This is a genomic window from Aeromonas sp. R10-2 (assembly GCF_040908445.1).
GTDB classification, from domain to species: Bacteria; Pseudomonadota; Gammaproteobacteria; order Enterobacterales; family Aeromonadaceae; genus Aeromonas; species Aeromonas veronii.
The window spans coordinates 16,032-29,075 of record NZ_JBFODS010000046.1 but is presented as its reverse complement, the minus strand read 5'-3'; the positions used below and the strand labels follow the sequence as shown (position 1 = coordinate 29,075).

Sequence of the window (13,044 nt, the reverse complement as noted above, 5' to 3'; positions counted from 1 at the left end):
GGTAATCCCCCCGAAAAACTGAGGTGCTCATAAGTAGAATTTTCTCGTATCTTGAACGCAGGAGGTTCTACATGAAAACATCACGCTTTAGCGATGCACAGATCATCGCCATCCTCAAGCAGGCCGAGTCTGGTTCACCCGTCCCTGAGCTCTGCCGTGAGCATGGCATCAGCTCCGCCACCTTCTACAAGTGGCGCTCCAAATTCGGTGGCATGGATGCCTCTCTCATGGCGCGCCTCAAAGAGCTGGAAGAGGAAAATCGTCGCCTTAAGAAGATGTATGCCGAGGAGCGCCTAAAGGCTGAGATCATCTCCGAGGCGATGGCAAAAAAGTGGTGACGCCATCTGCCCGCAGGGAGATGGCGACCAAGGCTGTGGCTCATTACGCCATTTCTATCCGTCTGGCTTGCCAGGTGTTCAAGGTGAGCGAGGGTTGCTACCGTTATCAGCCCGTGCTGGCTGATGAAAACCAGGAGATTGCCGACTGGCTACTGCGCCTCACCGCCAACCAGCGCAACTGGGGTTTCGGACTGTGCTTCCTGTACCTGCGTAACGTCAAAGGCTTTGGCTGGAACCACAAGCGGGTCTACCGGATCTATCGGGCGCTAGAGCTCAATCTGCGGATAAAACCCAAGAAGCGGCTAGTACGCGCCAAGCCGGAGCCGTTGGCAGTCCCTGACCAACCGAATCACTGTTGGTCGATGGACTTTATGCATGACCAGCTCAGCGATGGTCGTTCGGTGCGGTTGTTTAATGTGATCGATGACTTCAATCGCGAAGCACTGTGCATCGAGGTGGATTTTTCCTTGCCTGCCTCGCGAGTCAAACGGGTGCTGGAGCAGGTCATCGAGTGGCGGGGCAAACCAGCCGCAATCCGCTGTGATAATGGTCCGGAATACATCAGCGAAGAGCTCAAGCAATGGGCGCAGCAGAAGAGGATTGCGCTGAGGTATATCCAGCCAGGCAACCCGCAGCAGAATGCCTACATAGAGCGATTTAACCGCACTGTGCGTTACGACTGGTTGGGCCATTACCTGTTTGAGTCACTGAATGAGTTACAGGAATTTGCCACGAACTGGCTGTGGGTTTATAACCATGAGCGGCCCAATATGGCGCTGGGCGGCTACACGCCGAAACAGCGCTTGGCACAGGCCGCATGACCTCTACTTTTGAGTGCTCCAAAAAATGGGGGGATTACCGTACCAGCCTGGCATCCACCTTATGGTGTTTGGCGGCGTGGCGCAGCATGATGACCAGTTTTTGCTTTGCGGGTGGCTGGTGTGCAATCCAGGTGTCGACATTGAAGGGGGTGGAGGGGAGCCCGGCCAGATAGCCACCCTGACCGCCACGGCTCCCGATGCCGCACTGATCACCCATGGGAGCATTGCCGATGCGGGCGTTGTAGTAGCGTGCAGCCTGTCGGTTACCAAGGCGCATTGCCATGGCGAGGTAGCTGTTGGCCAGCTTGGCGCTGCGCACCGAGGCGGGGCCGGTGGCGAGCAGGCGGCCGATCCGGAAATATCCCTCTGGGTTGCCAGTGCTGGCGGCGACACAGTAGAGGGCGATGGCTTTTTGCAGATTGCCGTGTTGCTGGGCCACTTGACCCTGCTTGATCGCCGTCAGCGCCTTGGGGGCCTGTCTGAAATCCCTGCCTTGTGCCATCGCCCGCGGCGTACCTGCCAGTAACAACGACAAAAAAAGCAGCAAAAACAGTCCGTTTTCGCTGATGTGCCTCATGGGTTATCTCCTGTTTGAGTACAGAAGATATAGAGGAACATGGCTGCTATCGCCACGAACCCAGTGGATCCTGTTGTTATAGCCGGTTGATTTCAGAGAGCAAAACGGTATGGAACTAACGGCATCTCGACAGTTTAACACCATTTTTCATCCGGTTAGAAGTCGTGGTGATACTCCTGCTCATCCAGCACGGCGGGAGGAAGCGTGCGATAGAAGCTGCCAACTTCGCTGACAACCCAGAGCGAAAGCAGGGCCAGCAGGCTGAGCAGGGGAAGCAGAGAGTGGTTCTGGGTCAGGGCATAGGCCGCAATGGCGGCACCGGTCAAAAGCAGGGTTCGGATCATGAGGTGGCTCCTTGTCGTCATGGGGGTGTTGCGTGGCCACGGACAGAGCGCCTGGGGTCGGGAGTTGTTCCCGGGTGGCACGAAGCGCGCTGAGTATATCGCGTCATGCCGCTGCCGATCCGTGGTGTCATCACACTTTCCATAGTCATGGGTTTCGTATCGAGTTGAGCCCCGCTAGGTGCGGGGCCAGTAATGGTTTGACGGTCAGAAGAAACCGCCGTTGTTATCGTCACTGTCGGCCCAGCCGCTACTCTGGCTATCGTCGTCGAGAAAATTGCTGCCAGCATCGGGAGGTGAATCCCAGCCGTCCCAGCGCACCGGTTCCGCATCGACCGGATTGGCGATGGGCGCTGGCTCTATGATGTCGATGATCTCCTCGGGCCGATTGTTGTGAAACAGTCCGCCGATCATATCGGCCAGCATCACGCCACCGGCCACACCGGCGGCGGTTTGCAGGGCGCCCCCTAAAAAGGAGCTGGCACGGGATGCAGGCTGGGCAGAAGCGGTTGCCGGTGGTGGCGTAAAGCGCGGGGGCGGGCTGCTTTCGCTACCAAACAGGCCGGAGAGAAAACTGCCACCATTTGGGGCGCTCTGGCTGGCTTCCAGCTCCTTGACCCGCTCGTTGAGGCGAGTAAGGGCAGCCTGCTGGAGCAGCAGCGCCTGGGCCATGTAGTAGGGGGCATCGGGCTGCTGGGCCAGATGCTGGCGGATCAGCTGATCCGCTTGTTGGTCTCGCTTGCTATCCCTGGCTTGCGCTTTCTTGAGGCGGTCGAACAGTCCATCGATCAGACCCTGTTCCTGTGATTGCATCTCAAATCCTCGCTATGGTGCGCAGACAGTGCGTTTAGCCATCCTAAAACCCGCGGGGCATCAGTGGTATCTGATTAACTCATCAATGACCGAGGGGTTACCCGCGCTCGTCAGCGGGCGGGCCGGTAGTAGTCGAGATACCAGCGGACAAACTCGGCAACACCTTGCTTGAGGGGCGTGGCGGGGCGCAGGCCGGTGAGGGTGTGCAGCGGCTCGCTGTCGGCCCAGGTGGCGTGCATGTCGCCTGCCTGCATCGGCAGCATCCGCTTGATAGCGGGTTTGTCGATGGCCTCTTCCAGCGCCTCGATAAAATCGAGCAGCCGTACCGGCTGGCCGTTGCCGATATTGAGGATGCGGTAGGGGGCGGCGCTCTCGGCCGCGCTCTGCTCGCTGGCGTGCCAATCGGGATTGGGGCGGGGCGGCTGGTCGGCCACGGCGAGGATCCCCTCGACGATGTCGTCGATATAGGTGAAGTCGCGGCTGAGATCGCCGTGGTTGTACACATCGATGGGCTCTCCCGCGAGGATGGCGCGAGTGAACTTGATGATGGCCATGTCGGGGCGGCCCCAGGGGCCGTAGACGGTAAAGAAGCGCAGCCCTGTGGTGGGCAGGCCATAGAGCGCCGAGTAGGCGTGGGCCATCAGCTCGCCGCTCTTCTTGGTGGCGGCGTAGAGGGAGACGGGGTGATCTACCTGCTGCGCGGTGGAGTAGGGCATCTGATCCCCCATGCCATAGACCGAGCTGGAGGAGGCGTAGAGCAGATGCTGAATCCCGTGGTGACGACACCCCTCCAGCACCGTCAGCATACCGGTGAGGTTGCTGTCGGCATAGGCGAACGGATTGTCGATTGAGTAGCGCACCCCCGCTTGCGCCCCCAGATGGATCACCCGCTCGAAGCGATGGCGGGCAAACAGGGCCGCCATGGCTTCACGATCCGCCAGATCCAGCCGCTCGAAGTGAAAATGGGGGAAACTGGCCAGCTGGGCCAGCCGCGCCTCTTTCAGACTCACCTCGTAGTAGTCGTTGAGGTTGTCGATCCCCACCACCCGATGACCTGCGGCGCACAGCTGGCTGGCTACATGAAAACCGATAAAACCGGCGACGCCGGTGACCAGATAGATCATGGTTTAGTCTCCGGGTTGCAACTGGTGTTGGCAGGCGGCTTTTTGGCGGGAAGATGTGGCCGCCCGATGGCGTGATAGTCAAACCCGAGCTCGCTGAGCTGGCGGGGGTCATAGAGGTTGCGGCCATCGATGATGACGGGCTGGTTGAGCAGGGCCTTCAACTGCTGGAAATCGGGGGCGCGAAACGCCTGCCACTCGGTACAGATCAGCAGAGCATCGGCCCCTTCCAGCGCAGATTCCTGAGTCGGGCAGAGCAGCAGATCCGGCCGCTGGCCGTAAAGCTCATGGGTACGCCCCATCGCTTTGGGATCAAAGGCCTGCACCCGGCCACCGGCAGCCCAGATGGCGGCCAGCAGCGGGCGGCTCGGCGCATCGCGCATATCGTCTGTGCCGGGTTTGAACGCCAGTCCCCACAGGGCAAAGGTGTGGCCACGCAGATCCGGGCCGAAGCGGGTCAGCAGGGTTTGCGCCATCTTCTGTTGCTGGCGCTGGTTGACCTGCTCGACCGCCGCTAAAAGCGGGGCGTCGCAGCCGACACTCGCCGCGGTATGGCGCAACGACTTGATATCCTTGGGGAAGCAGGAGCCGCCGTAGCCGCAGCCCGGGTAGATAAAGTGGTAACCGATGCGGGGATCGGCTCCCATTCCCTGACGCACCGCCTCGATATCGGCCCCCAGCTGCTCGGCGAGGGCAGCCATCTCGTTCATAAAGGAGATCTTGGTGGCCAGCATGGCGTTGGCGGCGTACTTGGTGAGCTCGGCGCTGCGCAGATCCATCACCACGATCCGGTCGTGATTGCGGTTGAAGGGGGCGTAGAGGGCGCGCAACTGCTCAAGTGCCCGCTCACTGTCACAGCCGATGATGATGCGATCCGGCCGCATGCAGTCGTTGACCGCCGCTCCCTCCTTGAGAAACTCGGGGTTGGCCGCCACCTCGCAGGCGAGGGTCAGCCCCCGTTCGGCCAACTGCAGCTCAATGTGTTCTCTTACTTGCTGCGCTGTACCGACCGGCACAGTGCTCTTGGTCACCACCAGCTTGGGGCGGCTCATCAGTCGGCCTATGGTGTCGGCCACCGCCAGCACATGTTGCAGGTCGGCCGAGCCATCCTCGTCAGCCGGGGTGCCCACGGCGATCAGCAGCAGGTCGGCGTGTGCCACGCCAATGGCGGGATCGACCGTGAAGCTCAGGCGGCCGCTGGCCAGATGGCTCTCGACCAGCGGGGCCAGCCCCGGCTCATAGAAGGGGATCTGCCCCAGCCTGAGGGCGGCGATCCGTTCATCATCCACATCCACGCAGCAGACCTGATGGCCCACCTCGGCCAGAACGGCGGCCTGCACCAGCCCGACATAGCCTGTGCCAAAAATGGTGACCTTCATGAAAAGTGCCTCGTGCTGTGAATGGAGTGATGGCGCGCTTAAACCGCGGCATGCTGCATCTTGGTGCAGCGGGTGTCAATGCCAGATGACAGGCACCAGAATGGGGCGTTCAGCCGGGCTGTTGTGATCCTTTTCACAAAAAATAGACTGGACCCCATAACGAAGCCCTGTGGAAAGGGCTCGCAGCCCGCCCGCAACGGCAGGCGACAGACACTCTCTCTTTACTTCGCTTGGATACAGGTTATGGATAACACCTCGATTCGCACTGCCCATCCCGTCTATGAGGATGTGCTGGCCCTGCTGACGGCGGCCGGCTTTGTTTCCCTCGGCATCTTTCTATTTCATCAGGTTGGCCTGCTCACCGGCGGGACTGCCGGGCTGGCACTGCTGCTGCAAAAGGTGACCGGCATCAGCTTTGGCCTGCTGTTTTTCGGCATCAACCTGCCCTTCTATGCGCTGGCATGGCTGCGGATGGGGCCACGTTTTACCTTCAACACCTTTGTCTCGGTGGCGGCGGTCTCCTACATGACCGATCACCTCAACGGGGTGTTGCAGATCGGCAAGATAGAGCCCCTCTATGCGGCGCTGATCGGCGGTACCTTGATTGGCATGGGGCTGCTTATTATGTTCCGTCACAAGTCGAGTCTGGGGGGCTTCAACATTCTGGCGCTCTTTATTCAGGATCGCTTTGGCATCCGGGCGGGTAAGCTGCAGATGGGGCTCGATTGCGCCATTGTTGTTGCCTCGTTTTTCGTGGTGCAGCCCTGGATCCTGGCGCTCTCCATCGTGGCGGCGGTTATCTGTAATCTGGTGTTGACACTCAACCACAAGCCGGGCCGTTACCAGATTGCCTGACAAGCGGCAGCCGTGACACGATAAGACAAGAGTGACCCGATAGCACGAGGCGGCCTGATGGCCGCCTCGTCTGTTTCTACCCTGGGGTTTGTTCGCTGCGCCTAGCTCGCCTGCTCCAGCCTGCTGTCGCCGCTTATAGCGTTGCCGCTGATGGCGCTGCCGCTGATAGCGTGACCACCGACGGCGAGCGGGGTGTGGCAGGCCACCTGATGATGGGCCTCATCACACGCCTCAAGCCTTGGCGCCTTGCTTTTGCACAGCTCGGTCGCATGGGGGCAGCGCTGGTGGAAGTGGCAGCCGCTTGGCGGCGAGATGGGGGAGGGCACATCGCCGGTCAGCAGAATGCGCTGGCTGCGCCTGCGCGGGTCCGGTACCGGAATGGCGGAGATCAGCGCCTGGGTATAGGGGTGGCGCGGCGCCAGATAGAGCGACTGGGCATCCGCCAGCTCGACGATCCGTCCCAGATACATCACCGCAATCCGATCCGAGATGTGTTTGACCACCGACAGATCGTGGGCGATGAAGATGATGGAGAGGTTCATCTCCCGCTGCAGGCTGAGCAGCAGGTTGACGATCTGCGACTGCACCGAGACATCGAGGGCCGAGACTGCCTCGTCGCACACCAGCAGCTTGGGCTTGAGGGCGATGGCGCGGGCGATGCCGATCCGCTGGCGCTGACCGCCGGAAAACTCGTGGGGGTAGCGATCCACCGCACTTCCCGGCAGGCCCACTTTTGCCAGCAGCTCTTGCACCCAGCCGCGCCGCTGCTCAGTGTTGCCTTTACCGTGGATGATAAAGGGCTCCTCCAGGATCTGGCCCACGGTGTGGCGGCTGTTGAGGGATTCTGCAGGGTCCTGAAACACCATCTGCATCTCCTGACGCAGGGAGCGCATCTCCTTCGGGCTGAGGGCGGTGATGTCGCGCCCCTCGAAGGTGATGGTGCCTGCGGTCGGCTCGAACAGCTTGAGCAGGCTGCGCCCGAGGGTGGACTTGCCGCAGCCCGACTCACCCACCAGCCCCAGCGTCTCCCCCTGCTTGAGATCGAAGCTGATGCCATCCACCGCATGAACCGTATATTGCTTGCGCAGGAAGCCGCCTCCCAGCCGGAAGTGCTGTTTCAGATCCCTGACCGATAACAGAGTGCTCATGGGGTCAACTCCTTCCAGTAGTGACAGGCGACATGGTGGCGCGGATTGAGTTGCTCCACCGCCGGAATGGCGCTGATGCAGAGATCGGTCGCATGGGAGCAGCGGTTGGAGAAGCGGCAGCCAGCGGGCATCTCGTGCAGGGCCGGTACCTGTCCCTTGATGGTCTTGAGCAGGCTCTTGGGCTCATCCTCCAGGCGCGGGATCGAGCTCATCAAGCCGTGGGTATAGGGGTGACGGGGATGGTCAAACAGTTCGAACACATCGGCCTGCTCCACCGCCCGCCCGGCGTACATCACCACCACTTCGTCGCACAGCTCTGCAACCACCCCCAGATCGTGGGTGATAAAGATGATGGCCATCCCGGTCTGGGCCTGCAGCTCTTTCATCAGTTCGAGGATCTGGGCCTGAATGGTGACATCCAGCGCCGTGGTCGGCTCGTCGCAGATAAGCAGGTCTGGCTCGCAGGAGAGCGCCATGGCGATCATCACCCGTTGGCGCATACCGCCGGAGAGATTATGGGGATAGACCGCAAAGCGCTGGGCCGGTTCCGGGATCCCCACCTTCTGCAGCATGGCGATGGCCGCGGCTTTGCGTTGGGCCTTGTCATACTCGGGGCGATGGAGGCGAAACACCTCCATCAGCTGTTCCCCCACCGTCTGCACCGGGTTGAGGGCCGTCATCGGCTCCTGAAAGATCATCGAGATGCGGTTGCCGCGCACCTTGTACATCTGATCCGGTGCAAGCGACAACAGATCTTCCCCCTGAAAGCGGATGGAACCGGCGACTACCTGACCGTGGGGCTTGGGCAGCAGCCCCATGATGGCGAGTGAAGTGACACTCTTGCCACAGCCGGACTCGCCGACGATCCCCAGCGTCTGACCCGGGGCCACCTTGAAGCTGACCCCGTCGAGCACCTTGATCTTGCCGTCATCGACGGCGAACTCCACCTCAAGATCGCGCACTTCGAGGATTGGAGTCTGGTGCTGGCCGTTATCAACGGCGAACTCCCCCCCGTTATCCGGTACGTCGAGGATTGGGGCTGGGTGCTGGCCGTTATCAACGGCGAACTCCCACCCGTTATCCGGTACGTCAAGAATGGGGGCCTGGGTGTTGGGCATAACGGCTGCTCCCTTCGCAATGGCCTGAATATCAATGACGTGCATAGGTCTTGTCGAGCAGGTTGATGGGCGCCAGCGCTTCCCCTGCCTCCTTGGCGTTGCGGGTCTCTTCCTTCACCTTGGGATCGAGCCAGAGCAGACCGCCGCTACTGTGAGGATAACCATCCATCGGCCAGTAGAGCAGGTCCGGCGTGTTCTTGGTGGCAGGCACTTCCGGCAGCATCACATAACGCCAACTGCTGGCCCGCACATAGTTGAGCTGCACCCCGGGCACGAAGATGGCGAGATCATAGATACGCTGCTGGATCTGCTGGGAGAGCTTGGCCCGTTTGGCCATGTCGAATTCGACGTTGTAGGCGTCGATCAGCGCGTCGAGCTCCTTGTCCGCTACGTTGAACAGGTTGTTGGTCTGCGGCTTGTTGGCGTTGGCGGAGTGGAAAAACTCCCAATATTGCGGATAGAGACCGCCGCCGCCCCAACCGAGCCAGGCCGCCTCGTGTTTCTTCTCCAGCATCACCTTGAAGCCGGTGGCGCCATCCACCAGATTGAGCTCCAGATCCAGCCCCGCTTTCTTGGCCTCTTCTTTCAGCACTGTCAGTCGCTTGGAGTGCTCCTGACTGGTGTAGGTGAGTGCCAGCGTCAGCCGCTCTCCCTTCTCATTTTGCAGGATGCCGTCCGGCCCCGGCTTGTTGTAACCGCCCTTGGCAAAGTACTCCCGCGCCTTGCCGATGTCATAAGCCCGCTGTGGCAGCGTGATGTCAGTGAACTCGCCAAAGCCCGAGTCGAAGGTGGTGGCTCTGTCATAGTCGCCGCGCAGCACGGTCTCGATCATCTTGTCGATGTTGAAGGCGTGCTGGATGCCGAGGCGCACGTTTACGTCCGCCAGCTTGGGGTTGGCCACATTGAGGTGAACCCCCTGACCGCCCTGTTTGGTATCGGTCATGGCCATTACTTTTTGCACGTAGCCTTTTTTGTACTCCGGGGTGACCGCTTTTTCATGCCACCAGTTGGGCAGGATCATCTCGAAGGTATCGATCTCCCCTTTCAGGAAGTGGCGGAAGGCGATGTTGTGGTCGCGGATCACCTGCACCTTGATGGTGTCGATGTTGAATCTGTGCTGGTTGTAGCGATCGTCTTTTGCCCACCAATCCTTCTGCTTGCTGAAGGTGACCGACTTGCCCTTCTTGACGTCGCTGATCACGTAGGGACCTGTGGTGGGCACCACGGCCCAGTTGTACTGCTTCACCCAGTTGGGGGTCAGCTTGTAGTAGTGCTTGGGCTGGGGCCACAGCTCGGTGGTGTTGAGCAGGTCCATCTTGGCCTTGCGGTTGCCCGCTTTGACCAGAATGGTGTGATCATCGATCTTCTCTACCGCTACCACTTCAGTGGTGTAGTAGTTGTTGAACCAGGGCCCTTTGATGTGTTTGGAGCGCATCATCTCGTAGCCGAAGGTGTAGTCGTCAGCATTGACCGGCTTGCCATCCGACCATTTGGCGCGGGGATCCAGCTTGAAGTAGACGGTCTGGCTGTCTGGCGCGATGGCCCAGTGGGTCGCCAGCGAGGGAATGGGGTTGCCGGTATTGGGGTGGAAGCTGATGAGTCGCAACTGGTTATCGAGAATAAAGGAGCGGAACGATCCGTTGGAATCTGGCCCCACGGTGCGGAACGTCAGCGGAAAGCTCTCCACAAACATATTGAGGCTGCCGCCCGGCTGCGCCTTGGGGGAGGCGAACACAGGATCCGTGTCGTTGGTCTCCCATTTGAGATCCGCAGGCAGGCTGGCCGCCCAGACCGAGGATCCGTTTACCAGCACAAAGAGAGCACCTATCCATTTGATTTTATTTTTCATGTTTGACTTCCAGGTCTGGCCCCTGCACTGGGGGCCTTGATTGATAACGGGATTATCCCTTGCTCTCGGGACCGCCGATGGCGGCGGCCCGTCCTTCATTAATCACTGTTCGTTACCCGACGCCTGCCGATGCGCTGACATCGGCTGGCTTATTGGTAACGGGTAAATTTGCGCGGATCGAACGCCTCGCGGATCGCCTCGCCGATAAAGGAGACCATGATCAGCACCAGACTCACCGCTGCCACCACCGAGCTGACGATCCAGATGGCATCCAGATTGTTGATGCCCTGGGAGAGCAGCTCTCCCCAGCTCGGGGTCGGCGGTGCCAGCCCGAAGCCAAGATAGTCGAGGGCCGTCAGGGTGGAGATATTGCCCACCACGGCGAACGGCGCCAGGGTGACGATCATCATCAGGGTGTTGGGCAGGATGTGGTTGAAGATGATCCGCCCGGTGGTCGCCCCTTGTGCCCGTGCCGCCATCACATAGTCCCGCGCCCGCTCCTTGTAGGTGAGGGTGCGCATATACCAGGTGATCCCCATCCAGCCGAACAGCACGTTGATGGCGACAAACAGGCCGAAGTTGGGCTTGGCCAGCGACACCAGGATCATGATGACGTAGAGAAACGGCACCTGGGACCAGATCTCGATAAAGCGTTGCAGGATGAGGTCGAAGCGGCCGCCGAGAAAGCCCATCAGACAGCCGATGGTTACCCCGATGGCGTAACTGGCCGCCAGCGCGATAAAGGCAAAGCCGATGGCGATGCGAAAGCCGTAAACCAGTCGCGCCAGCACGTCTCGGCCGCTGGTGTCGGTGCCGAGGAAGTGGCGCTCCGCCAGGTTAGGGGCGTAGGGCGGGTAGGCATCCTCCTTGAAATCCTGCTCGTAGGGGTTCCAGGGTACCGGCGGCAGCAGTACCCAGTCTCCCTGGCCCTCTGCGGCAAATTTGGCCTTGAGCTGGCGGTAGTTGGTTTCGTACTCGTAATCGAGCCCGAACTGCTGACCGGGGATCACATCGCCATAGGTGGGGAAGTGCAACTGGCCCTGATAGCTCACTATCAGTGCCCGGCTGTTGACCAGCAGCTCCGCCAGCAGGGAGAGCAGCACCAGGGTGGTGAAGATGATGAAGGAGTAGTAACCGCGCTTGATCGACTTGAAGCGCTTGAGTTTTTTCAAGGTAACCGGATTGATCTTCATGGTCAGTCTCCAAACCGCACGCGCGGATCAACGAGGGCAACACAGATATCGGAGACGATATGGCGTGATATCAGCATCGGCATGGCAATAGAGGTCTGATTCATGGTCAGTCTCCAAACCGCACGCGGGGATCAACGAGGGCAACGCAGATATCGGAGACGATATTGCCAATCAGCATCAGCATGGAGGTGATGGTCAGAATGCCCATGACGGTGGGGTAATCCCGCTCGACGATCGCCTCGTAACCGAGCAGGCCGATGCCGTCGATGTTGAAGATGGTCTCGATGAGGAAGGAGCCGCCAAAGAAAACGGTGAGCACAGACCCCAGGTGACTGGCGATGGGGATCAGGCTGTTGCGCATCGCGTGGTCGGTGACCGCCTTGTGAAACGGTAACCCCTTGGCCACCGCAGTACGCACATAATCGGCCGACAGGTTCTCCATCAGGCTGTTTTTCATAGTCATGGTGAGGATGGCGAAATCGCCGATGGCGTAGGCGATAAGCGGCAGCAGGGCGTGGGCAAAGACCGTGCGGATCTGATCCCAGCTGCTCTCCATATACTCAAAATCATCCCCCGGAAAACCGCCCATCGGCAGCCACTCCAGATGGAAGGCGAAGACGGTGATGAGGAAGATCCCCACCACGTAGGCTGGCAGGGCATAGGCCATGTAGATAAGCATGGAGCTCAACGAGTCGAAGCGGCTGTTGTGCCTGAGCGCCTTCGCCACACCTAGCGGAATGGAGACCGCATAGCTCAGCAGAAAGGTTGCCAGCCCGAAGAAGGCGGTAACGGGGAGCCGCTCCTTGATGAGATCCCACACCGGTTCGTAGTAGCGGGTCGATTCGCCCAGATCCAGCACCGCCAGCTTCTGCAGCCACTCCCAGTAGGCGACCAGCATCGGCTTGTCGAGGCCATAGAAGGCCTTGAGCTCCTCGATCTGTTCATCGGAGAGGGCCTGCGCCCCCTTGCTGCCGCTGGAGCGGCCAGATTCATTCTGGGAAACCTGGGCTTGTAGCAGCATGCGTTCGACCGGTCCGCCCGGCACGAAACGGGTGATGGTGAAGACGAGCAGGGTGATACCGAGAAACGTCGGGATGATCAAAAGCATCCGGCGTAGGAAATACGACAGCATGGTGGAACCTCGTCCTTGTTGTTCTTTTTTGCGGCCAGTCAAATCCGGTGACGGGCCTGTCCTTCCTGGCATTACGCGCTGGATTGGTTGCCAAACAGCAGACAATCCGCTTGGTCACTGTAAAAGCTCTGCAACAAAAATCAAGTACAAGGAAATGGAAAACTGGGACAAATGACCCGCTGAGACCAAAAGCACCGAAAAATGACGTTTTTTATCTGAAAAGTAAAAATCAAAACAAAACGCTACTGCTCAACATTATTTTAAAAAATATAAATAGCTGTTTATTTGAGTTTTTATCGGTGTTAACTTGTTGATTTATAATGTTTTTGTTTGAGATGTGAAATTAAAGGAAAACGATA

At 59.6% G+C, this 13,044-nt stretch carries 11 protein-coding genes and 1 pseudogene; 2 read left to right on the top strand and 10 right to left on the bottom strand.

Annotated elements, in window-relative coordinates:
• Positions 1–71: 71 nt before the first annotated feature.
• Positions 72–1,159 (top strand): IS3-like element ISAs22 family transposase gene (locus AB5Y97_RS10985; RefSeq protein ID WP_088821966.1). Its coding sequence is split into 2 segments (ribosomal slippage): positions 72–324 and positions 324–1,159, totalling 1,089 coding nucleotides; the frame shifts between segments, so codons are not numbered across the junction.
• 40 nt (positions 1,160–1,199) lie between these two features.
• Here the strand turns inward: AB5Y97_RS10985 and AB5Y97_RS10980 are convergent.
• The 5 genes and pseudogenes from AB5Y97_RS10980 to AB5Y97_RS10960 all read right to left on the bottom strand — a co-directional run.
• Positions 1,200–1,736: pseudogene (locus AB5Y97_RS10980) on the bottom strand (lytic transglycosylase domain-containing protein); the annotation flags it as partial.
• Positions 1,737–1,891: 155 nt separating this feature from the next.
• Positions 1,892–2,080, bottom strand: coding sequence for a hypothetical protein (locus AB5Y97_RS10975; RefSeq protein ID WP_368157879.1), 189 nt, complete (start codon positions 2,078–2,080; stop codon positions 1,892–1,894).
• A 204-nt stretch (positions 2,081–2,284) separates the two neighbouring features.
• The gene (locus AB5Y97_RS10970) at positions 2,285–2,890 is read right to left on the bottom strand and encodes a DUF2076 domain-containing protein (protein ID WP_368157877.1); all 606 of its coding nucleotides are present in this window, start codon (positions 2,888–2,890) and stop codon (positions 2,285–2,287) included.
• A 110-nt stretch (positions 2,891–3,000) separates the two neighbouring features.
• Positions 3,001–4,014, bottom strand: coding sequence for an NAD-dependent epimerase (locus AB5Y97_RS10965; RefSeq protein WP_368157875.1), 1,014 nt, complete (start codon positions 4,012–4,014; stop codon positions 3,001–3,003).
• On the bottom strand, positions 4,011–5,390 hold the full coding sequence (locus AB5Y97_RS10960; RefSeq protein ID WP_368157873.1) for a UDP-glucose/GDP-mannose dehydrogenase family protein: 1,380 nt from the start codon (positions 5,388–5,390) through the stop codon (positions 4,011–4,013). Before AB5Y97_RS10960 ends, AB5Y97_RS10965 begins: the two co-directional genes overlap by 4 nt.
• 243 nt (positions 5,391–5,633) lie before the next feature.
• On the opposite strand from AB5Y97_RS10960, the gene AB5Y97_RS10955 reads away from it, so the two are divergent.
• The gene (locus tag AB5Y97_RS10955) at positions 5,634–6,245 is read left to right on the top strand and encodes a YitT family protein (protein WP_204382646.1); all 612 of its coding nucleotides are present in this window, start codon (positions 5,634–5,636) and stop codon (positions 6,243–6,245) included.
• 101 nt (positions 6,246–6,346) lie between these two features.
• Here AB5Y97_RS10955 and AB5Y97_RS10950 read toward each other — a convergent pair whose 3' ends face one another.
• The 5 genes from AB5Y97_RS10950 to AB5Y97_RS10930 form a co-directional block, all read right to left on the bottom strand.
• Complete coding sequence (locus AB5Y97_RS10950) at positions 6,347–7,393, bottom strand: ABC transporter ATP-binding protein (protein ID WP_368157871.1); 1,047 nt, start codon at positions 7,391–7,393, stop codon at positions 6,347–6,349.
• Positions 7,390–8,511, bottom strand: a complete 1,122-nt coding sequence (locus tag AB5Y97_RS10945; RefSeq protein ID WP_368157869.1) for an ABC transporter ATP-binding protein — start codon at positions 8,509–8,511, stop codon at positions 7,390–7,392. Before AB5Y97_RS10945 ends, AB5Y97_RS10950 begins: the two co-directional genes overlap by 4 nt.
• A gap of 31 nt (positions 8,512–8,542) precedes the next feature.
• Positions 8,543–10,360 (bottom strand): extracellular solute-binding protein, encoded by a 1,818-nt coding sequence (locus AB5Y97_RS10940; protein ID WP_368157868.1) that lies wholly within the window; start codon positions 10,358–10,360, stop codon positions 8,543–8,545.
• A gap of 149 nt (positions 10,361–10,509) precedes the next feature.
• Entirely contained in the window at positions 10,510–11,553 is a 1,044-nt protein-coding gene (locus AB5Y97_RS10935) for an ABC transporter permease (RefSeq protein ID WP_201945793.1), read from the bottom strand.
• Positions 11,554–11,659: 106 nt separating this feature from the next.
• Positions 11,660–12,685, bottom strand: a complete 1,026-nt coding sequence (locus AB5Y97_RS10930; RefSeq protein WP_368157866.1) for an ABC transporter permease subunit — start codon at positions 12,683–12,685, stop codon at positions 11,660–11,662.
• Positions 12,686–13,044 lie beyond the last annotated feature (359 nt).

Coding starts and splice junctions, on each gene's coding strand:
- AB5Y97_RS10975 (WP_368157879.1), bottom strand. CDS start 2,080: ATGATCCGAACCCTGCTTTTGACCGGTGCCGCCATTGCGGCCTATGCC.
- AB5Y97_RS10970 (WP_368157877.1), bottom strand. CDS start 2,890: ATGCAATCACAGGAACAGGGTCTGATCGATGGACTGTTCGACCGCCTC.
- AB5Y97_RS10965 (WP_368157875.1), bottom strand. CDS start 4,014: ATGATCTATCTGGTCACCGGCGTCGCCGGTTTTATCGGTTTTCATGTA.
- AB5Y97_RS10960 (WP_368157873.1), bottom strand. CDS start 5,390: ATGAAGGTCACCATTTTTGGCACAGGCTATGTCGGGCTGGTGCAGGCC.
- AB5Y97_RS10955 (WP_204382646.1), top strand. CDS start 5,634: ATGGATAACACCTCGATTCGCACTGCCCATCCCGTCTATGAGGATGTG.
- AB5Y97_RS10950 (WP_368157871.1), bottom strand. CDS start 7,393: ATGAGCACTCTGTTATCGGTCAGGGATCTGAAACAGCACTTCCGGCTG.
- AB5Y97_RS10945 (WP_368157869.1), bottom strand. CDS start 8,511: ATGCCCAACACCCAGGCCCCCATTCTTGACGTACCGGATAACGGGTGG.
- AB5Y97_RS10940 (WP_368157868.1), bottom strand. CDS start 10,360: ATGAAAAATAAAATCAAATGGATAGGTGCTCTCTTTGTGCTGGTAAAC.
- AB5Y97_RS10935 (WP_201945793.1), bottom strand. CDS start 11,553: ATGAAGATCAATCCGGTTACCTTGAAAAAACTCAAGCGCTTCAAGTCG.
- AB5Y97_RS10930 (WP_368157866.1), bottom strand. CDS start 12,685: ATGCTGTCGTATTTCCTACGCCGGATGCTTTTGATCATCCCGACGTTT.